The 17912-nt window shown below is 36.3% G+C and carries 25 protein-coding genes and 3 pseudogenes; 9 read left to right on the top strand and 19 right to left on the bottom strand.

Annotation, left to right across the window (positions count from 1 at the left end; all coding sequences use genetic code 11):
• Positions 1 to 11: 11 nt before the first annotated feature.
• From EEI45_RS07985 to EEI45_RS07995, 3 genes are all read left to right on the top strand, one after another.
• On the top strand, positions 12 to 536 hold the full coding sequence (locus EEI45_RS07985) for a ClbS/DfsB family four-helix bundle protein (RefSeq protein ID WP_125164821.1): 525 nt from the start codon (positions 12 to 14) through the stop codon (positions 534 to 536).
• A gap of 14 nt (positions 537 to 550) precedes the next feature.
• Positions 551 to 931 carry a hypothetical protein gene (locus EEI45_RS07990; protein ID WP_125164822.1) on the top strand — a complete coding sequence of 127 codons (381 nt, stop codon included), beginning with the start codon at positions 551 to 553 and terminating at the stop codon, positions 929 to 931.
• A 129-nt stretch (positions 932 to 1060) separates the two neighbouring features.
• Entirely contained in the window at positions 1061 to 1807 is a 747-nt protein-coding gene (locus tag EEI45_RS07995) for a phospholipase D-like domain-containing protein (RefSeq protein ID WP_125164823.1), read from the top strand.
• A gap of 22 nt (positions 1808 to 1829) precedes the next feature.
• Here the strand turns inward: EEI45_RS07995 and EEI45_RS08000 are convergent, their stop codons facing one another.
• The 5 genes from EEI45_RS08000 to EEI45_RS08010 form a co-directional block, all read right to left on the bottom strand.
• Positions 1830 to 2375 carry a sugar O-acetyltransferase gene (locus EEI45_RS08000; RefSeq protein WP_323368220.1) on the bottom strand — a complete coding sequence of 182 codons (546 nt, stop codon included), beginning with the start codon at positions 2373 to 2375 and terminating at the stop codon, positions 1830 to 1832.
• Positions 2368 to 2583: a hypothetical protein gene (locus EEI45_RS09690; protein ID WP_228410340.1), complete on the bottom strand. Its 216-nt coding sequence runs from the start codon at positions 2581 to 2583 to the stop codon at positions 2368 to 2370. The genes EEI45_RS08000 and EEI45_RS09690 overlap by 8 nt, the downstream gene beginning before the upstream one ends.
• Positions 2584 to 2595: 12 nt before the next feature.
• Entirely contained in the window at positions 2596 to 3213 is a 618-nt protein-coding gene (locus EEI45_RS09695) for a hypothetical protein (RefSeq protein WP_228410341.1), read from the bottom strand.
• On the bottom strand, positions 3182 to 3439 hold the full coding sequence (locus EEI45_RS09700) for a hypothetical protein (protein WP_228410342.1): 258 nt from the start codon (positions 3437 to 3439) through the stop codon (positions 3182 to 3184). Before EEI45_RS09700 ends, EEI45_RS09695 begins: the two co-directional genes overlap by 32 nt.
• Before the next feature lie 61 nt (positions 3440 to 3500).
• Entirely contained in the window at positions 3501 to 4733 is a 1233-nt protein-coding gene (locus EEI45_RS08010) for a DUF349 domain-containing protein (RefSeq protein ID WP_125164825.1), read from the bottom strand.
• A gap of 399 nt (positions 4734 to 5132) precedes the next feature.
• Between EEI45_RS08010 and EEI45_RS08015 the strand changes: the two genes are divergently transcribed.
• From EEI45_RS08015 to EEI45_RS08030, 4 genes and pseudogenes are all read left to right on the top strand, one after another.
• Positions 5133 to 5816 carry a DUF969 domain-containing protein gene (locus tag EEI45_RS08015; protein ID WP_125164826.1) on the top strand — a complete coding sequence of 228 codons (684 nt, stop codon included), beginning with the start codon at positions 5133 to 5135 and terminating at the stop codon, positions 5814 to 5816.
• Positions 5817 to 5860: 44 nt separating this feature from the next.
• Positions 5861 to 6768, top strand: a pseudogene (locus EEI45_RS08020) (DUF979 domain-containing protein).
• A 25-nt stretch (positions 6769 to 6793) separates the two neighbouring features.
• Positions 6794 to 7435, top strand: coding sequence for a pyroglutamyl-peptidase I (gene pcp / locus EEI45_RS08025; RefSeq protein ID WP_125164827.1), 642 nt, complete (start codon positions 6794 to 6796; stop codon positions 7433 to 7435).
• A complete protein-coding gene (locus EEI45_RS08030) occupies positions 7435 to 7851 on the top strand; it encodes a gamma-glutamylcyclotransferase family protein (RefSeq protein ID WP_125164828.1) in 417 nt (138 codons plus the stop codon). Before pcp ends, EEI45_RS08030 begins: the two co-directional genes overlap by 1 nt.
• 51 nt (positions 7852 to 7902) lie before the next feature.
• Here EEI45_RS08030 and EEI45_RS08035 read toward each other — a convergent pair whose 3' ends face one another.
• From EEI45_RS08035 to EEI45_RS09720, 7 genes are all read right to left on the bottom strand, one after another.
• Positions 7903 to 8412: a DDE-type integrase/transposase/recombinase gene (locus EEI45_RS08035; protein WP_228410283.1), complete on the bottom strand. Its 510-nt coding sequence runs from the start codon at positions 8410 to 8412 to the stop codon at positions 7903 to 7905.
• Positions 8391 to 8714 (bottom strand): hypothetical protein, encoded by a 324-nt coding sequence (locus EEI45_RS09705; RefSeq protein ID WP_228410258.1) that lies wholly within the window; start codon positions 8712 to 8714, stop codon positions 8391 to 8393. Before EEI45_RS09705 ends, EEI45_RS08035 begins: the two co-directional genes overlap by 22 nt.
• Before the next feature lie 47 nt (positions 8715 to 8761).
• Entirely contained in the window at positions 8762 to 8977 is a 216-nt protein-coding gene (locus EEI45_RS08040) for an ArsR family transcriptional regulator (protein WP_125164829.1), read from the bottom strand.
• On the bottom strand, positions 8953 to 9126 hold the full coding sequence (locus EEI45_RS08610) for a hypothetical protein (protein WP_164503737.1): 174 nt from the start codon (positions 9124 to 9126) through the stop codon (positions 8953 to 8955). The genes EEI45_RS08040 and EEI45_RS08610 overlap by 25 nt, the downstream gene beginning before the upstream one ends.
• 105 nt (positions 9127 to 9231) lie before the next feature.
• Complete coding sequence (locus EEI45_RS09710; RefSeq protein WP_228410343.1) at positions 9232 to 9444, bottom strand: hypothetical protein; 213 nt, start codon at positions 9442 to 9444, stop codon at positions 9232 to 9234.
• A 115-nt stretch (positions 9445 to 9559) separates the two neighbouring features.
• On the bottom strand, positions 9560 to 10162 hold the full coding sequence (locus EEI45_RS09715; protein WP_228410344.1) for a beta-galactosidase small subunit-related protein: 603 nt from the start codon (positions 10160 to 10162) through the stop codon (positions 9560 to 9562).
• The gene (locus tag EEI45_RS09720) at positions 10150 to 10674 is read right to left on the bottom strand and encodes a hypothetical protein (protein WP_228410345.1); all 525 of its coding nucleotides are present in this window, start codon (positions 10672 to 10674) and stop codon (positions 10150 to 10152) included. Before EEI45_RS09720 ends, EEI45_RS09715 begins: the two co-directional genes overlap by 13 nt.
• A 169-nt stretch (positions 10675 to 10843) precedes the next feature.
• On the opposite strand from EEI45_RS09720, the gene EEI45_RS08050 reads away from it, so the two are divergent.
• Positions 10844 to 11326, top strand: coding sequence for a hypothetical protein (locus EEI45_RS08050; RefSeq protein WP_125164830.1), 483 nt, complete (start codon positions 10844 to 10846; stop codon positions 11324 to 11326).
• Positions 11327 to 11355: 29 nt separating this feature from the next.
• Here EEI45_RS08050 and EEI45_RS08055 read toward each other — a convergent pair whose 3' ends face one another.
• From EEI45_RS08055 to EEI45_RS08070, 4 genes and pseudogenes are all read right to left on the bottom strand, one after another.
• Positions 11356 to 11604 (bottom strand): metal-sensitive transcriptional regulator, encoded by a 249-nt coding sequence (locus EEI45_RS08055; protein WP_003775485.1) that lies wholly within the window; start codon positions 11602 to 11604, stop codon positions 11356 to 11358.
• A 2-nt stretch (positions 11605 to 11606) separates the two neighbouring features.
• Positions 11607 to 11903: a rhodanese-like domain-containing protein gene (locus tag EEI45_RS08060; protein WP_125164831.1), complete on the bottom strand. Its 297-nt coding sequence runs from the start codon at positions 11901 to 11903 to the stop codon at positions 11607 to 11609.
• 62 nt (positions 11904 to 11965) lie between these two features.
• On the bottom strand, positions 11966 to 12277 hold the full coding sequence (trxA, locus tag EEI45_RS08065; protein ID WP_125164832.1) for a thioredoxin: 312 nt from the start codon (positions 12275 to 12277) through the stop codon (positions 11966 to 11968).
• Between the two features lie 211 nt (positions 12278 to 12488).
• Positions 12489 to 13824 (bottom strand): annotated as a pseudogene (locus EEI45_RS08070) (IS3 family transposase).
• 65 nt (positions 13825 to 13889) lie between these two features.
• Here EEI45_RS08070 and EEI45_RS08075 point away from each other — a divergent pair.
• A pseudogene (locus EEI45_RS08075) lies at positions 13890 to 14820 on the top strand (IS30 family transposase).
• Positions 14821 to 14857: 37 nt separating this feature from the next.
• Here the strand turns inward: EEI45_RS08075 and EEI45_RS08080 are convergent.
• The 3 genes from EEI45_RS08080 to EEI45_RS08090 form a co-directional block, all read right to left on the bottom strand.
• On the bottom strand, positions 14858 to 16174 hold the full coding sequence (locus EEI45_RS08080; protein WP_125164833.1) for a HAMP domain-containing sensor histidine kinase: 1317 nt from the start codon (positions 16172 to 16174) through the stop codon (positions 14858 to 14860).
• The gene (locus EEI45_RS08085; protein ID WP_125164834.1) at positions 16167 to 16862 is read right to left on the bottom strand and encodes a response regulator transcription factor; all 696 of its coding nucleotides are present in this window, start codon (positions 16860 to 16862) and stop codon (positions 16167 to 16169) included. Before EEI45_RS08085 ends, EEI45_RS08080 begins: the two co-directional genes overlap by 8 nt.
• Positions 16863 to 16957: 95 nt before the next feature.
• Positions 16958 to 17908 (bottom strand): SGNH/GDSL hydrolase family protein, encoded by a 951-nt coding sequence (locus EEI45_RS08090; RefSeq protein ID WP_125164835.1) that lies wholly within the window; start codon positions 17906 to 17908, stop codon positions 16958 to 16960.
• Positions 17909 to 17912 lie beyond the last annotated feature (4 nt).

The following is a 17912-nucleotide window of genomic DNA, read 5'->3' on the forward strand; positions in this document are numbered from 1 at the left end:
GGAGAATCATAATGGCACGGCCACAAACAAAAGAAGCACTACTAGAAGCAGCAAACCTAAATTTCAATAAACTCATGAGCTATATCGATGCCTTAAGCGAGCAAGAACGTCATGCGACATTTGTACTTGAGGATCGAGATCGAAATTTACGCGATGTTTTATGTCATCTTATTGAGTGGCATAAGATGCTCGCTGGATGGTACCAGGTTGGTGTCGTTGAAAACGGAATGCCAGATATCCCTGCAAAAGGATATACATGGAAAACGACCCCTGAACTCAATCAAAAAATTTGGGAAGCATATCAAAACACATCTTTGGAAGCGGCGCTTCAAGAACTCAAAAAAACACACACAGAAATTGTAGCGTTAATTCCTCAACATTCCCAAGAATCCCTGTTTGATCGTAAGGTTTATCCTTTCACCAAAACAACAACATTAGGTGCCTATTTTATTAGTGGCACTTCATCCCACTATGACTGGGCTCTAAAAAAATTGAGAAAGCATTATAAGGCGTTGAAGCGTGATATAATAGATTAAAAGGAAGTGATACCATGAGTATTGAGGATTGCTTTAATTTTCGTCCTAAAGAAGTCCTCGAACACGATCGCGCAAACTATCAGAAGAAAATCTTTCCACGAGGCGATCAACAGAAAGCGATGATTCAAACGGTTTTACTCGAATTGTTTCCAAAACGAGATCAGATGGAATTGCTCTACCATTATATTGTTTGTAAAGAGATAATAACAAATGATGCATTGGATCCCTTTGATCAAATTCATAGAATTGAAAAAGCACTGAAACGGATCCGTCCAAAATTAGATTTTACTGAAACAGAGACGTTATCCAATCTCCTTTATATCGATGCGAATGAATTCGATATAATTGATGCACAAAAACTACTTAAACGTGTTAAACATAAAGCCATCGTATGATGGCTTTTTTATTGAATCTATCGCAATTTTTGCCCTTTTAGTACCCGTTTCTTGTGCGATTGAACGCGTAATCTTGTAAGTATTTCGTTCCTTAATTATGATGTGTATCGTTACTAAAGGAGATTTATTGTGTCTAATCATTTAAATTTAAATCGTGTCGATGGCGATCTTTATATTGGTAAAGGTGCCGGAAAAGAAATTATGGCCCGATTTAATCAAAGCAAACATACAATTAAAATTGTATCCCCTTATGTTAATAAGGAATATGTCGAGAAGTTGATTCAGCAACATCAATCAGGTATTACAACAGGTTTAGTATTTACCTGGGATTATAAACAAGGTCAAAAAGCAAATCAAGAATTAGCGCGTTCCCTCTTTACTCAAACGCGTACTCAAAGTGATGATGCACTTCGAAAAAAACGGATGGGTCGTTTGATTGCTCTTGGATGGTGTTTTGTTAATTTCATCATTTTGGCTCATGCCATAACGCTTAAAGGTAGTGTCGGTTTTTGGTTTGAAATCAGTGTAGTCATCTTGCTATTCGCTGCAAATTTTAAATACTTTGATCGAGTTCATAAAACCCCTATTTATAGTTATGGTTACGAACCTAAAATGCCCATCGCAATTTGGAAAACAAATCGTTATCAAAAACTTCATACGAAGCTGTATCTTGTGGATGATATCGCATTTATCGGTTCGTTGAACTTTACAAAAAATGGATTTTATACAAATTATGAATCCTGCATGAGCATTCATCAAAAAAATGAGGTAGACGATTTACATCGGTATATTGATTCCCTCTTAAACGACAAAGAATATCAACAGTTTTATTTTAATGAGATTGGAAAACAATATTTTGAAGAACCTGCATATTAAAAAAGTCCGAATACGGACTTTTTTAATATGCATTCGTTTGAATGATTTTCTCGGGATTTCCCGCAATGACGACATTATCACCAAAACTTTGTGTCACAACTGAACCCGCACCAACCACGACATTATTTCCCAATGAAACACCAGGTAAAATCACACAACTACCGCCCAACCAGACATTATTTCCAATTGTTACCGGTTTTCCATACTCCCACCCAGAATTACGCTGTGTAGGATCGATTGGATGTGTTGCAGTATAAATCTGTACGTTTGGTCCGCACATACAATGATCTCCAAATCGGATCTCGCAGACATCCAACATCACACAGTTATGATTCGCAAAAAAATGATTACCCAGATGGATATTTATACCATAATCGCACGCAAATCCCGGACAAATACAAAAGGTTTCCGGAGCTGTTCCTAAAATCTCACGATAGATTTCTGATCTTAGCGCTCCGCTCGGTTCCAAGTTGGCTCGAATCGTACACGTCAATGCCTTTAAATTCAGTTGCATTAAGGTTGGATCATCACTTCGATACATCTCCCCGCGAATCATTTTCTCAAACATTTCCATGGTTTTGTTTCGCTTCGAAATCCATGAGTTCTTTATAGATTAATTCTACATCATGACGATAAGGGTAATGTTTCGTATCCTTTAAAAATGTAGCAAGGATATGAGCACCACGTTCTGGGTTTTTATCAACCACAACCGCTTTTAAATACTCAAACTTAAGACAATCCGGATTGCCCTTTATTTTCTTTACAATTGTATTCATCATGGGGGTCGGTTAGACGATTTCTCCTTCCAACATCAAACACGAAGCATGATCAATCTCAACCAAAACTTTTTGAAGTGGAATCATATTCATTTCTTGAAGAGCTTCATATGCCGCAATACGTTCACGATTTGATGATAGCGATTCGATATAAATAAGCTGTGCTGTGAGTCCAATCGGATTGTCGCAATCACGAAGTGGAATTGATTGAAGGAGATGAGGATCAAGTTCATCATACCCTTTTCCAAGTGCCTGCATGCCAATAACATAGAGTTGTAACCAGAAATAAGGACGCAATTCTGGTCGATGTCTCAATAATGAAGCATTATAACCATCGTTGGGTGTATCTTCCATGATGAGCCCATTAACTAGAATTGCGAAAATCCCAAGTAAGATGAGTAATGTTAGGAATATTTGCATATAGGGAACCAAGAGTACACCTAAGGACACTAAAGCAATCACGCCATTGGTAATAATTCCGCCTAGATTATAAAGTTGCGTTGGAAATGGTTCATTCATCGTTTTGGGTGGCATCATTAAACATTGCCCTGCTGTTCCTGGAATATTTAACGACTTTAATTGATAACCCTGATCCGTTTTAATCAAAGCAATGGAAAAAAAACGGATCAAGATAAATTGATAACCGGTGATGCGTCCAAAAAAAAATAAGATGACCGGTTTCATGCATCACAATATGAATGACAAAACTGAGTATGATAAACCCCATTGAAGCGAGAAAAATATTAAGGGGCCCCATACTGTAGGTAAAAGATAATTTTTGGGCCATATGACCCCCTGCAAATCCTAAAAATGCACAAAGAAAAACTAACGTTGCTTTCATTAATTTATTTTTCATAGAATCCTCTTTTCATGTTTATTAGACCATAAAAAAACCACTCATGCAAGAGTGGTTAATCCTAGAAGATCCGATTTAATTCGTTTTGAAGTTTTGCTTGTTCACGAACATATTCATCGAGCTTTGCTTCATTTTCTTCATAGTTGTTTTTAAGACCCGCAATTTCTTCTTGTAACGTTTCAGAATCATTGGTTTGTGCTTGTCCCTCTAGACTCGCAATCTTAATTTTAATTTTTTCGTGGAGTTCTTCTAAAGCATCACAACGTACATCAAGAAGTTCAAGTTCTTCTTCAATTTCATGACGACGGGATTCTTGTTGATTAAAATCGCGATTTTTTATGCGTGCATAGAAATCGTCTTGAATGCTTCTAAAGGTATCCCATAGTTTTGGCTCATGATCACGTCCACTATGACCTGCCTCTTTCCATTCATTAAACAACGCTTCCATATTTTCGCGTGTCGTTGCATCATTAAATGATTCCACGAGCGCTTTTGCTTTTCCAATAATCACTTCTTTTTTCTCACGAGCACTATCTTGTTCTGCACGCAATCCGTCAAAGAATTCACGTTGCTTTTGATAGAAACTTTGACGATGACCATTAAACACTTCCCATAGACGGTCTTCATGTTCACGTCCCGCAAAGCCAGCTTCTTTCCAACGTGTCATTAAGTCACGCATTGCATCGGATGTTTCTTTCAATTCCGTTGAATCTTTAATGGCTTCGACTTCTTCAATTAAGGCTTCTTTCAATGCTTTCGCATCTTTACGAAGCAATGTCATCTCTTCGAAATGAGCACTGCGAGCATCAAAGAACTCATCATTAATTGCACGGAATTTTTCCCAAAGTTCTTGATCAACATCTTGACCTGCAAACCCTGCTTCTTTCCATTGTTTTTGAAGTTCTTGTAATTTAACTGCAGTTTTATTCCAGTCTGTAGATTTTTTTAATTGATCAGCTTGTTCAATCAAGTCTTTTTTAATTGCACGTGCACTTTCAAGTCGTTCTTGACGATGTTCGTATTGATCAAGTGCTGCTTTAAATCTTTCTTCCAAATCTTCATCGATTCCTTCTTCTGATAAAGATTCCCACTCTTTCTTGACAAACTCAATGCGTTCATCATCCCCTGTACTCATAACACTGTATACTTCTGAAATTAATTGGTTTTGTCGAGACGTTTCCACAGAAGCAAGACTTTCCCAGCCAAAATCATGTCGTGAAAATTCAGGCTCTCTTACTTCCTTTTCTACTACTTCTTCTGTCTCATTAATTTGTTTCTCGTTAATGTCGAACACCTCTTTCTTATCAATAAAAATATTTTATCATACGCAATTCATACGTAGTGTAAAACACTTCTTTTTTATCTAATAAATCATATCATTTATATGTGATTGAAACGTGAAAATCATGTGTGCAAACGCGCGTTTTTCGATTTCTTACATTTATTTTGATTAATTTTTTCAGTTTATCACGCATTCCACTCTGAAAATCGCTGAAACCGTTAAATACTCCCTGTTTAAAGCCTCAATTCTTTGATTTGTGATTAATTTTTATCGCATATATTCATGAAAATAAGTTGGTTTTTGGAAGTTGATGGCTTCAATCATAAAAATACCGACGTCTTATAGTTGTAATGAATCCTGTTTCATTTTATAATCTTACGTATAGTTAAATCTATACGAGAGGAGAAGTGTATGGTCGATACTGTTAATCTTTGGCTCCTAGTTGGAGTACTTATTATTGTTGTTGGATTTGCAATGAAAATTGATTCAATCGCTGTTGTTTTAGTCGCTGCCGTTGTTACCGCGTTAATTGGTGGTATGAACTTTGTCGAGATTTTAGAAACATTGGGTTCTAACTTTGTTAAGTCCCGTGGTTTAACAATCTTTGTCCTAACGTTACCAGTAGTTGGGGTATGTGAACGTTATGGATTAAAAGAACAAGCTGTAAAACTAATTCAAAAAATGAAAGTTCTTACAGCAGGACGTGTAATTTGGGTTTACCAACTAATTCGTCAAGCTGCCGCTGCTGGCGCATTACGTTTAGGAGGACATCCACAATTTGTCCGTCCACTCATTCATCCAATGGCTGAAGGTGCTGGAATTCAAGAAAAAGGTTCTGCACTTACGGTTGCCGAGGAAGAAGAAATTAAAGCAGGGGCTGCTGCCGCTGAAAACTATGGGAACTTCTTTGGTCAAAACTTATTTCCTTATGCAAGTGGTGTTATCTTAATTGTTGAAACACTGGTTGAACAAGGTTATGACGTAACACACCAAGGCATTGCACTTTGGAGCGTTCCAGTCTTTGTAATTGCTCTAGTACTTGGAGGCGTTCAAACAGTTCTGTTAGATCGCCGCATTAAGAAAGGGGCTAAATAATTATGACAGCAAATTTTTGGGAATTATTCTTAGAAATGTGGTATATGATTGTCGGATGTATTTTTATCGCTACAGCGATTTCAGCATACCGCAATATTGATGATAACCGTAAATACGGTGCCGCATCATTTTGGATTATTTTAGCCGTACTATTTATGTTAGGTAAATATATTCCTAATAATATTAATGGATTACTTGTCTTAGCACTTGGAGTTCTTTCATTTATGAAGACGGTTAATATTGGAGATATTGAGCAAATTTCTCAAGATTTCCGTGATGAACAATCAGATCGAATTGGATTTAAAATCTTTATTCCTTCTGTATTTATTGCAATTGGAGCATTCTTATTCTCCTTTGTATTACCCAAAATTGCACCCGGTGTTAGTGCTGGTGTTTTAGGGTATATTGCAATTGGATTATCTGCAGCATGTGGATTAATCGCAACCTTTATTATTACAAAAACAAAACCTAAAGGGGTCGTCAATGATGCAACGCGTCTCATGCGTACAATGGGTTCATTCAGCATCTTGCCACAATTACTTTCAGCGCTTGGCGTTGTCTTCACAACTGCAGGTGTCGGAAATCTTATCGCAACACTACTTGGTAGCTTTATTCCTAATGGAAACATCTTTGCAGGTGTTGTTGCTTACTGTGTTGGTATGGCCATCTTTACTATTATTATGGGAAATGCGTTTGCGGCATTTACCGTTATTACAATTGGAATTGGGCTTCCATTTGTATTTGCTCAAGGTGCAAACCCACTCATTGCAGGTGCGCTTGCAATGACAGCAGGGTTCTGTGGTACTTTACTTACACCCATGGCTGCGAACTTCAATATTGTTCCGGCTGCTTTACTTGAGACACACAATATTGTATTATTAAATATCAAGCACCTATGGCTCTTATTATGCTCGTAATCCATATCTTCTTGATGTATTTCTTAGCTTTCTAATTAATTATTGAAGGAGGACGTATCTATGAAAGTTTTAATTACAGGTTTTGATCCATTTGGTGGGGAAAAAATGAATCCTGCTTATGAAGCAGTTAAATTACTCCCTGATACAATCGAAGGGGCCGAAGTACTTAAACTCGAAGTTCCAACCGTCTTCAACAAATCGGTTGAGGTATTAGATGAAGCGATGGCTAAACATCAACCTGACATTGTCATCTGTGTTGGTCAAGCTGGAAATCGTTTTGGGGTTACACCAGAACGTGTAGCCATCAACCAAGATGATGCACGCATCAAAGACAACGAAGGGAATCAACCTATTGATGAAACAATCTTTGAAGATGGTAAAGCAGCCTATTTCGCTACCTTGCCAATCAAAGCAATGGTTGAGAATATGAAACAAGCATCAATTCCTGCAAGTGTTTCGAACACTGCGGGTACCTTTGTATGCAATCACCTGATGTACGGATTGCTTTATCTTGTTGATAAAAAATATTCTAATGTTCGTGGTGGATTTATTCATGTTCCTTTCGCAACACAACAAGTTATGGACAAGCCTACTGTACCAAGTTTAACCTTAGAACAAATCGCTAAAGGTTTAGAAGTGTGTATCGCAACAGCTGTAACCGTTAAAGAAGATCATAAGATTCAAGGTGGCGCAATTAGCTAATGAATAATCAAATGTTTGTTTATGGATCTTTAATGGAAGGGTTTTTTAATTATAATAAATATGTCGATGGACATGTTGTTTCAATTGAAAAAGCATATGTTCTTGGAACCTTGTACGATATGCCTTATAAAGGATATCCCGCGCTTCTTCAAGAAGGCGACACAAAGGTTTGGGGTGAAATCATTACAGTCAAAGACCTCAGTCTTATCATCGATGATATTGATGCAATGGAAGGGTTTAATGGCCGTGATGATGATGAGTATAAGCGCATCCCCTCTACCATTACCAAAGAAAATGGTGAAACCGTAGAGCTCGGTGTTTACTTCTATAACCTTAAAGATCATGATGTTCGGTTTCATGAAGCAATTCTTCTTCCGGAAGGAAGTTGGAGAGCATTCAAAGCCTTAGAAAAATAAAACATGCCTTATCGGTGGAGTTGTCAAACAAAAGTAGACATTAATAAAAGACTAGAAACCCTTATCCATTTTATATTGGATAGGGGTTTTGTAATTTAAACAGTAAGCAGGTCTTTCAAAATTGAAATAATGTACATATTCTTCGATAAAATTTTCAAAGTTATCTACGGACCAGTATTGATAATCACACGCCATTTCTGCTTTAATCCATCCATTTAATGATTCGATAATTGGATTATCTGTAGGTGTTCCAGCTCGCGACATAGATCTAATTATGTTATAATTTTCATGCGCTTTAGCGAAAGCTTTAGAGTGGTAGACAGCTCCTTGATCTGTGTGAAGAATCGTGGGAGCTGTTTTTTTATTATCCTTAAGTAGCGCAAGGAGATCCTCGAGACACTTGTAGTAAGGCTTAGGATCACCAGTTGTACGCGATAATGCAGAACTGATAATTTCATTGTTAAAGGTATCAACCATTAAAGTCCATTCATAATTAATCCCTTTGTTTCGAATATGTGTCATATCTGAAACAATAATTTCTAAAGGTTTGGTTGCCTCCATTGATTCTTTATAATATTAGGATAAATTCGACTTTGTGTTCCAGGTTTTTTATAGGAATAGTGTTTCACTTTTGATTTAATATTTAAAAACTTGCAACACTTGTGGATTAAATTATCGGAAAATTCAATCCCTAAATCACTTTGCTTTCTCATGACTGCAGCGATATCATGATAACCATAACTTGGAAAACGGCGATGCCAGTCTTTAATCACAAAGCTAAGAATCGCTCTTTTTTGTTCATAAATATTGAGATCATTCTTATGCTTTAACCACTTGTAATAACCAGATCGGTTCAAATTCATAAATCTAAGAATGAACGTAATCGGATGTTTAAAAGATAAATCATGTGCTATTTGGAATTCTTGTCTTTTAAAGTAACGAACTCCTTGTTTACACCAACTCCTTTCACCTGGTACCATTTTTTTAATCGTGCAATCTCAATATCTCGTTTTAGAATTTCGAGTTGAAGTCGTTCGATCTCAGTTAATGATGTACTCGTATGAAGCGCAGAAAAATGATTTCCTGTCTTTTTCTTGTTTTTTAAACCCTCTTTACCATCACGCATGAGTCGATCAATCCAACCATTAATCGTTCCTTTAGGACTTGTGATAGTTTCGCAGCACTTATATGTTCATCAATATGACGTGTAACGACTTTAATACGATCCTCATAAGTCCATTTATTATTTAATCCACCTTTGGGTCTTCCCATCATTAATACCTCCGTTTTATCTCTGATTTTATTATTACACAAAAAAGTAGACAAGTCTTTTTTACTTGTCTACTTTTAGTTTACTACTCCACCTTATCGGCATGTTTTTTATATCATTTTTACTTTATAATACGCATCTTCTTGTCCCTTTAAAACAGGAATCAATTCAAATTCATAATGATATTCACGATGTACATCTAGAAATTGCGGATCATGCTTCGAGAGCCATCCAACTACATCAACCGCTACAATCCATTCCACACTTTGATCAAGTGCTCTGCGTGCCCCAACATTTAACGGTACTCGATCAGACTTAATCATGAGTCCTTGTCGCGATGCATTCGTTAGGGACGCCCAAAACACCTGTGTATGATTTCGAAATGTCTTTGAGCTTACCTCTTGTTAAAGGGACTCATGATAAACCGCAAAACCCAATTCATCGTTTAGATTTTATAATTTGCATGGGGTCCTTTTCAAAATACGCCAAGGTATCATAAGCACGCTTTAATGGAATTTCAATTCCAATCATTGAGAGTTCTGAGTGATTTGCCGGTTTAAAGGTTTGTCGCACCCAAATACGTCCATCAGCAAAGATCTTATAAACCGTATGGGCCACAGACCCATTTACAAGCACACTACGTGTTGTAATCCGAATTCTTGAATCATTAACGACTACAATAGAAAAATGCTGTGCTGACGACTTAACGCCTTCCTGCGCCCACGCATGTGTAAAAGTATTCCAATGCTCATTGTCTTCATAATTCATGGGACCACGATTACACAACAAAGACATCGGTCGTGAAAGCATTTCATCCCCATCGTATCGGCATGAGTCCATAAAACCCGTTTCTTTATCAAACGATAACGAAAACTTCTCACCTGTTACCGTGCAACGTGTTTGTGTCTCCACGACTGATAGCGGTTTAAATTCCTCCGACATTGTTACTTCTTGCTTTACCAAATGATGCAGACGTATTTGATGACACAATACCGCTTCATCGGTATAAGGGTCCATAACGTATAGATTTAGATGATACATCGCATCAAATTCATAAAACTTGGTACATCGATACTTATTTCTTGAGTCTCCCCCACATCTAAAACCAGGCTGAAACTTGACTTTGATCCTTCAATGCTGTGCCCATCCTTGAGCACACACGACCGAAACACCGCATGTTCCGTGTTTAGATACTTAAAATTATTGCGTACACTTATTGTTTTAGTTTGAGGATTAAATTGCGTAAACGTCAAAACGTGATAGCGTGGCGAAAAATGCCCCGATATCTTACCCTGACACCATTCATGAAGTTCATCCAATTGTTTTTTTATTGAACACTTCGTTGGTTTCGAATAATCATGTTTATACGACCCATCACAATCTGTATACCTTGGTTTTGTAGCAATGCATAACTGCCTATCTACACCTACGTCATTACCAAAACATCCACTTAGAAAATGACCGCTAACCTTCGGAATACTTATTGTTTTTTTCTTAGAGCTACACGGAAGTTCATCTTCCTGACTCTTCAACTCAATCTGATCGCATTTCATGATTTCGCCTCCTTAAAACTCCTTGCATTTGAATGCGCTTTCTAAAAAGATACCACCCCAAAGTGTTGATGTCAAATATTATTCAATCCATAAGTAATTCGAGGCATATTCCTTTTTATATATACCCCCTGTGGTATAATGGTTGTGTAATAATAAGAGGTGAACAAAGATGTTTAATGAAGCATTGCAGAAATTAAAGTCACCGAGGTCTTTGATGAAACTTGCGTTGTTTACGATTTTCTTTCTAGGAATCTATACGCTCATCGATTCTTTCAACCTCAGTTACCGTGAGATGATTCTTGGATATGGTATTTATCTCGTTATTATCAATGTGTTTATGAATCTACTCATGGCCCTACTCAGTGGCCTGTTGATGGTATTAAACACAGTAATGGTAGATCTCAAAGGTATCGAAAGTAAAGGAGCAAATCTCAGCTTTGTATCCATTCTTTTCGGAATTCTTACCTACGGGTGTACCCCTTGTGGTATTGCATTTTTTGCGAATATCGGAATTGCATTCTCTGTGATTGTACTTCCTTTAGCCGGACTTCCGTACAAATTACTTTCTCTCGTATTAATCCTTCTCGGACTGATCTGGACTCGTTATGAAATCAATAATACAACATGTAAAATAAAAGCACCTACTGCATAGGTGCTTTTGTTTTTGTATTTAAATGTGTTTTAACGAGACTTTACAATAAGGTTGATTGCATCTTGAACCCGTTCATGATCACGACCCGATTCATCGACACAATCAAGGAGGTTATCTACGGCTATGAGTTTAATGATACGATCAACACTTGATCGAACAGCAGTCAATTGGACTAGCACATCCTGACAACTCTCTCCTTCTTCAAGCATACGTGTAACGCCACGTATTTGACCTTCCGCACGTTTTAAACGGTTTAATAATTGTTTTTCACATGTCATTGTTACATCGCTCCCTTATAAATCGACATACCACCCATTACATTCACAACATGATATCCTTTGTCCGCAAGAAAACGTGATGCCTCTTGAGAACGATGTCCCGTAAGACAAATAATATGGTACGTAATCTCTTTCGAAAGATTGGTATAGTGACGGTTTAATTCACCCAGTGGAATATTGATTGCGCCATCAATATGACCGCTTTCATATTCCCATTCATCCCGGACATCAATTATATTTAAAGGCACTTTGCGACCAAGTTGTGATTCTAATTCGGGGGTCATAATAGTTTTATACATAGTTATACCCTTCCTAAAAAATATAATGTGGCACTTGCCACATTATATAATATCTTTATAAATTATAATTTACTGTCTAAGTATTTTTCAAGTGCTTGTTTTGGTTGGAATCCACTGATTTTTTCAATAGGTTCGCCATCTTTAAACAAGATCATTGTCGGAATACTCATAACATTAAATTCCGTTGCTGTTTGACGGTTTTCATCAATGTCTAATTTCGCTACTTTGATTTTGCCTTCATATTTATCTGCAAGCTCATCAATAACAGGTGCGAGCATCTTACATGGTCCACACCATTCCGCAAAGAAATCTACAAATACAAGTCCCTCTGAAGTTTGTTCTTTAAAATCTTTATCTGTTATATGTAATGCCATAATTGTTACACTCCTTTTGGTTATTTACCTTATGACACTATTATACCCCCTACGGTATAATAGTAAAGACATTTGCTTAAAAAAAGACAATCTTTTAAAAGATTGTCCTTTCCTAAATTCAAATCTCAACCGCACCACCCAAGGTGCGGTTGTTTTTGTATAATAAAAGGAGCCCACCCGACTATGAACTGAACCCCAAATTTTGGACAAGCTAATTATCTTTTAAATTTAAGGATTGATTCCTGTATTGAACAGGGGTCAGTCCTTTTAGTTTGCTCTTAATTCTCTTGTTATTATAAGAGTCGATATATTCATCAATTGCATCAACTAATTCTTCTACCTTTTTATACTTATGTTCTTGGTCATAATACATTTCTGATTTTAGTAGCCCAAAAAAGCCCTCCATGAGTCCGTTATCAATACTATTTCCCTTTCTTGACATACTTCTAATCATCGAATGTGCTTCTAATTCTTTCACATAAAATTGATGTTGGTATTGCCATCCTCTATCCGAATGAATAATTGTTCCTTGCGTATCGTTACAAGAAAATGCCTTGTGAAGCACGTCTCTAGTTTGATCAAATTAGGACTTGTAGATATGTTGTAAGATACAATGTATCTACCATATGCATCAAGTATTGGTGAAAGATAGATTTTCTTCCTTGCACATTAAACTCAGTGATATCCGTAAACCATTTTGATTGGGTTTATCAGCTTCAAAATCTCTTTGAACTCGATTCTCAACAATGGTTCCCACTGTCCCTTTATATGAAGAATACTTACGTTTCTTTCTTATGATTGAATGTAATCCCATTTATTCATAAGTCTCAAGACTTTCTTGTGATTTACACGAATTCCTCGATTATTTAGTTCTAAAGTAATTCTACGATAACCATATCGTCCTTTGTGATCATAATAGATTTCTATAATCTCTTGCATGAGTTCGTCGTTTTGGTATCAAAATCAATTTTGAAACGTAGAAGTAGTAAGTAGATCGAGCGAGTCGGATATTTTAAAAGAATCTCTAAGGGATATTTTGTCGTAGTAAGGAAACTACTCTGGTTTTCTTCTTTCGCGCTCCACCCTTTGTTTCACTACGGCATTCAATTTTTAAATATTCATTCTCCGCTTCCAAATACTTGTTTTTCTTCAATGCCTTTAGTTCATCATTAACTGTTAACAGTTTAGTTGGTTTTGTCATAGATGGTTTACCTCGTTTCCGTTCTATGACATTATAGCCGTTTTCTTTATAATTTTAATCAATTGTAAATCAATCCATCAGAACTTAATCCAAGTTCGATGGCGATAGCTATTGTACTTTCTCCATCCATTAATATCCGATTTATTACTTCTGACTTAAATTCATGAGAATAAAAGTGATTTTTGTTTCGTCTTAGAACATTGGGTCCATGTTGATCGATAAGTCTTACCAAATATTTAATACTTGATTTATTAATACCATACTCATTTACTAATGAACATACTGATTGTCCTAACTTTCGTTTTTCATATATTTCAATTTTTTGTTTTCGTGTTAGCTTAGCCATAAAAAACCGCACCTCCTCATCTTTGTCCAAGATTCGGGGTGCGGTTCACTAAAAGGAGCTCCCATATGAAGTATAAACAATTAGATAAAAAAATGAAAGACCAAATTGATATTCTATTAAGCATCGGCTACTCTATGCGCAAGGCAGCACGTAAACTCAATATATCTCATTCTACGATTTCTAGATATAAAATAATGTCTATAAGAAACGAACGATTGATATTCGAGAAAAATATTCCCACTTAATCGAATATCTGCATTCTCACTATGATCCTAAAGTTCATTGGGTAGAAGTATGCTTGAGTAACTATAAACGATATCATCCATATAAACCGTGTGTTTCATCGCAGCAAGTCTATAACTGGATTAATCAAGGTAAACTTGATATAAACCAAATAGAATGTGCTATAAACGTCGAAAACGTAAAGAGAATTAGTGGAATGATGAATCACTTGAGATGGAACTTGGAAAAAACGGTACTTCAATTAGCCTTAGACCTAAATACATTGAGGAACGTAACGAGATTGGCCATCTCGAAATCGACTCTATAATCGGTAAGAAACATGAATCTGCAGCGATTATATCCATTGTAGACCGCTGCTCAAGAATGACCTGGCTTATTAAAGCAGAATATCGATATGACTATTACACATCAAACTTAATTCGAAAATTTATTGAAGAGAATAATATAACCACGAAATCGATAACAGTAGATAATGGACTTGAATTTAAAACATTAGGAATTACAGCCAAGCGGTTGGGTGTGAAACTATATAAGTGTGATCCATACTGTTCTTTTCAACGTGGAACCAATGAACGAGCGAATGCAATCGTTAGAAGGTTTATACCAAAAGGAAAATCAATGTATGATATAGCGCAACAATATCTTGATGATATTTGCTTCAAAATTAACTCAATGCCGCGAAAAATATTTGACTTCAAAACGGCCTATGAGATAGACTTTAATAAAAGTGAAAGTGGTGCGGTTGAGATTTGATAAAAGAAAAAAACAGCGTGTTGCACTCGCTGTTTTTTTATGGGTTTATGGGTAATTCTACTTTCGTTATAAATACACCTTCATTTTGTGATGTGGAAAAATGGCCTTTATGCGTATCTACAATTTTTCGACATGAGAGCAATCCAAAACCTGAAGCATTTTCTGTCACCTGGTCTATCCGCGTGATATTGGAAATCTCGAGGGTACACCATAAATTTTCAAGCGTAATTTGAATTTGAATCTCTGACATGGGTTCTGCATACTTTAAGAGATTCGAAATAATATTTTCAAACAAGCGATCCATATAGTATAGATTCAAATTTACATAATAGTCATCATCTGTTATCGTTTGACGAACTTCAACTTCAAATTCATTTAACTTTAAATCAGATTTTAGACGGTCTACAGCACCCTCAATAAAATCTTGAACATAAACTCGTTCGAGGGGTAATTCGCTGTCTTCATTTAACGAGAGCGTTGAAAAAAGTGAAAACAGTTCATCCGAAATGGTTTTCATTTGAAGTGCCTTCTGCTCACATCGATTCGCAAGTTCTTCGATATCTTCAGATTGAGACTCCAATTTAATAAGGGTAATATAACCGATCAATGAAGTAAGTGGCGTTCTTAAATCATGAGCAAGACTTGTCACAAGTTCTTTAAGTGCATTTTCAGAAATAACCAGTTCTTGGTTCTTTTGAGATAACTCAGTAATCAGTGCATTAATTTCAAAACTTAAACGTCCGAGCTCATCGTTTCCTTTGTCACTAATGTAACTGTTGGGGGTTCCTGCCCCAATAATTTCAATTTCATTGGTAAGCTGCTTAACCCTTTTGGTGATATTTCGGATACCATAATAAAAAACAAGTAAAAATGTAATGGATGAAAGCGTGAGTCCAAGATAGGTAGCGTAGTTTTCCACTTCCGCCCGCACTGAATACAACATATCAATATAGAAGTATTTACCACCAATATAAAGCATTGTCGATTCAAGTGACGTATTTCCGGCAATCTCGAGTTCTTTACTTATAAAGAGATCGTCGTTTGTATAGACGATGTTATTATTGTCAACATCTACGATATAGATAATCATACACTTATGATTTTCCAACCATGGACTTAGATCTTCAATGTTCATTTCGGTAATGTCGTTATCAATAATGTAATGCTGGAGATCTTGCTTGTCACGAAGCATTCGCGAGTGAATCCGCTCTTCACCCTTTACATATGTTGCAATCGGGTCAATCGAAACCGATATCGTAACAACAAATACGAATAACGATACAAAAATTGATCCCACCGTTATAAGAAATATTTTTAAGCCAAGTGTGAGTGACTGCTTCTGATGTTTAATCAATTTTATATCCTCGACCCCATATGTTTTTGATAATATTTGGGTTTTCAGGACAATGTTCAATTTTCTTTCTTAAATTACGAATATGAACCATGACTGTATTTGCAGAGGCGTAGAGATACTCATCTTGCCAAACATTTTCATAAATACTTTGAATTGAGAATATCTTCCCACGATTAGTCGCCAATAATTTTAAAATACGAAATTCTCGTTCTGTTAAATCGAGGGGTAACCCATCTTTTAAAGTGATTCCTTTTTCAAGATCGATGGTGATGGAGTCAATGGTGTTTATTATGTTTTGTGCTGCCCGATGCTCCGTAGCACGATCGTATTGAATGTATCGTCTTAGTAATGATTTTACACGGAGGCTGAGCTCAGAAAAAGAAAATGGTTTGCTTAGGTAGTCATCCCCACCAACAGAAAAACCTACAAATTTATCTTGCTCTGTAGCTTTTGCAGAAACAAATAAGATTGGAACATTATACTTTCTTCTTATGGCCTCGCTTACCTCAAATCCCGTAACCTCAGGCATCATAACATCTAAAATCACGAGTTTGATGCTTTCATCGAGATAACGCATTGCGTCATTTCCATCAGAGGCAACAACAACCTCATAACCATCAATTTCTAAATAGCGTTTCATCAAATCTCTAATCTCTTTGTCGTCGTCAACAATTAGTATCTTTTTCATAAGCACCTCCTTTCTTCTATTATATGTTTCTTTTACAATACATTGTGAGCTATTTAAGAAATTTTAAGATTTAACACCTTTAATTTCTTGTTAAATTAGGGGTTAATTTGCTGAATAAATGCATCAAAATCTTTTTGCCATAAAGCACGTTCCGCTTCGTCGGTGTCACTTTTAATGTTGTAGTTTTGAGCGATGTATTCAATTAGACGCTTCGTTACTTTTTCAGCACCTTTTAAATTCAAGTGGTCCCCTTTGTCATATGTGTCTTCCTGCCAATTCATGCCAATAGAATCTGCTTCCAAATTTAAATCTAGAAATGGAATGTTATTTTCGTTAGCGTAGGCACTCACACCATTATGTTTTTCGTAGGTCCAATTTCTTGGAGACGGTACGCTCACTAAAATTAATTGAATGTTTTCTTCTTTGCACAGTGCTACGATTTGATCGAGATAGTGTCGATTCAAGGAAGGAATTTCTTTTGATTCTAACGTCTGGTGCATATACGGTCCACGCTCATACGCATTTTCTTTACGATTAATTCGCCAGCCTTTTAGAGGCTTCCGCTTGATTTCTACGCTTTTTGCTTTTTGTAGCGAAAGTATTTGTTTCCAATTATCGTGATGGTTTAAGATGGGGAACACATTCGCCAAAGTATTGGTCATGGATTTATCCACTAGATTCGCGATGCCACCAATACTGGTATAAATCTGATTCGTCTCTAACACTATCACTTTCGGATTTTGTTTTTGAATGATATGGCTTATGGTCTTATGTCCATCCGCTAAATTTTGAGAAGCAACCGCAATGTTGTAAGACTTTATCCCTAATTTCTCCCAAAATCGCATGGGCATAAAAGAGGTGAAGGATTCACTGTCTCCACTAAATAACATATCCAAACGATTCGTATCTTCGGCAAAAATACCATTAAATGCAGTACTATTCCCTTTCGCAAATTGATCGATTTCATATGGCGCAAAAAGAGGTGTTATTGTAAATAATATAGCAATAAAACCGAGGGTAAACACAATTGATCTAATTATTTTCATAATA

Source organism: Erysipelothrix piscisicarius, assembly GCF_003931795.1.
GTDB classification, from domain to species: Bacteria; Bacillota_I; Bacilli_A; order Erysipelotrichales; family Erysipelotrichaceae; genus Erysipelothrix; species Erysipelothrix piscisicarius.

Bases quoted from the DNA above. Each gene is read 5' to 3' on its own strand.
- EEI45_RS07985 (WP_125164821.1), top strand. From the start codon at position 12: ATGGCACGGCCACAAACAAAAGAAGCACTACTAGAAGCAGCAAACCTA.
- EEI45_RS07990 (WP_125164822.1), top strand. From the start codon at position 551: ATGAGTATTGAGGATTGCTTTAATTTTCGTCCTAAAGAAGTCCTCGAA.
- EEI45_RS08000 (WP_323368220.1), bottom strand. From the start codon at position 2,375: ATGTTTGAGAAAATGATTCGCGGGGAGATGTATCGAAGTGATGATCCA.
- EEI45_RS09690 (WP_228410340.1), bottom strand. From the start codon at position 2,583: ATGAATACAATTGTAAAGAAAATAAAGGGCAATCCGGATTGTCTTAAG.
- EEI45_RS09700 (WP_228410342.1), bottom strand. From the start codon at position 3,439: ATGAAAAATAAATTAATGAAAGCAACGTTAGTTTTTCTTTGTGCATTT.
- EEI45_RS08015 (WP_125164826.1), top strand. From the start codon at position 5,133: ATGGTCGATACTGTTAATCTTTGGCTCCTAGTTGGAGTACTTATTATT.
- pcp (WP_125164827.1), top strand. From the start codon at position 6,794: ATGAAAGTTTTAATTACAGGTTTTGATCCATTTGGTGGGGAAAAAATG.
- EEI45_RS08030 (WP_125164828.1), top strand. From the start codon at position 7,435: ATGAATAATCAAATGTTTGTTTATGGATCTTTAATGGAAGGGTTTTTT.
- EEI45_RS08035 (WP_228410283.1), bottom strand. From the start codon at position 8,412: ATGGAGGCAACCAAACCTTTAGAAATTATTGTTTCAGATATGACACAT.
- EEI45_RS09705 (WP_228410258.1), bottom strand. From the start codon at position 8,714: ATGAATTTGAACCGATCTGGTTATTACAAGTGGTTAAAGCATAAGAAT.
- EEI45_RS08040 (WP_125164829.1), bottom strand. From the start codon at position 8,977: ATGCGTGATGGTAAAGAGGGTTTAAAAAACAAGAAAAAGACAGGAAAT.
- EEI45_RS08610 (WP_164503737.1), bottom strand. From the start codon at position 9,126: ATGATGGGAAGACCCAAAGGTGGATTAAATAATAAATGGACTTATGAG.
- EEI45_RS09710 (WP_228410343.1), bottom strand. From the start codon at position 9,444: ATGATTAAGTCTGATCGAGTACCGTTAAATGTTGGGGCACGCAGAGCA.
- EEI45_RS09715 (WP_228410344.1), bottom strand. From the start codon at position 10,162: ATGTATCATCTAAATCTATACGTTATGGACCCTTATACCGATGAAGCG.
- EEI45_RS09720 (WP_228410345.1), bottom strand. From the start codon at position 10,674: ATGAAATGCGATCAGATTGAGTTGAAGAGTCAGGAAGATGAACTTCCG.
- EEI45_RS08050 (WP_125164830.1), top strand. From the start codon at position 10,844: ATGTTTAATGAAGCATTGCAGAAATTAAAGTCACCGAGGTCTTTGATG.
- EEI45_RS08055 (WP_003775485.1), bottom strand. From the start codon at position 11,604: ATGACATGTGAAAAACAATTATTAAACCGTTTAAAACGTGCGGAAGGT.
- EEI45_RS08060 (WP_125164831.1), bottom strand. From the start codon at position 11,903: ATGTATAAAACTATTATGACCCCCGAATTAGAATCACAACTTGGTCGC.
- trxA (WP_125164832.1), bottom strand. From the start codon at position 12,277: ATGGCATTACATATAACAGATAAAGATTTTAAAGAACAAACTTCAGAG.
- EEI45_RS08085 (WP_125164834.1), bottom strand. From the start codon at position 16,862: ATGAAAAAGATACTAATTGTTGACGACGACAAAGAGATTAGAGATTTG.
- EEI45_RS08090 (WP_125164835.1), bottom strand. From the start codon at position 17,908: ATGAAAATAATTAGATCAATTGTGTTTACCCTCGGTTTTATTGCTATA.